The organism is Pseudomonas sp. 05T35 (assembly GCF_056396605.1).
Genome location: NZ_JBFTLU010000873.1, coordinates 1 through 628, shown reverse-complemented (window position 1 = coordinate 628; position 628 = coordinate 1). Strand labels below are relative to the sequence as shown.

The 628-nt window shown below is 59.7% G+C and carries 1 protein-coding gene; it reads right to left on the bottom strand.

The genetic code is table 11. The features are described 5' to 3' along the window. Window positions 1-50: 50 nt before the first annotated feature. Window positions 51-628 (bottom strand): helix-turn-helix transcriptional regulator (locus AC1DH9_RS30405; RefSeq protein ID WP_477809487.1); only part of this gene is annotated, 578 nt, incomplete at its 5' end.

Genomic DNA, 628 nt, shown 5'->3' with positions numbered 1-628 from the left:
ATCGCGAGCAGGCTCGCTCCCACAGGGTCTGGTATCAATAGGGTCCAGGGTCAATGCCGGCGCTTGAGGGTGTCCGACGGCAATTCGCCGAACTGCTTGCGGTAACTTTCGGAGAATCGCCCCAAGTGCAAAAAGCCGTAATCCATGGCCAGTTCGGTCACGTTGCGCACCGTGCAGGTCGGGTCACTGAGACAGGCGTTGACCCGCTCGAGCTTCTTCTGCCGGATGTAGTTTTTCGGGGTGGTCGCCGCATTGCGCTCGAACAAGCCATACAGCGAACGCAGGCTCATCTGGGCCTGACGCGCCAGTTCTTCGCTGCAGATGTCCTGCTTGAGGTTGCGTTCGATGTAGTCGGCGATCAACTCGAAGTTCGCTGACTGCGAACCGAGACCGAGGCGCCTGACATTGGTTTTCATCAAGCTGAGCATCTTGCTCACGACAATGTGCGCGTAATGCTCCTGAACACGCGGCATGCGCTCGGTCGCTTCAGCCTCCTGGCAAACCATGCCCAGCAGATTGACGAAGCCTTCAAGCTCCTCCAGTTGGTAGCGGTTCTCGAGAAACCGCACGCCCTGCCCCGGGTGCAACCAGCGTTGCTCCTGGCACACCGACTCCAGCAGGCTGGCGG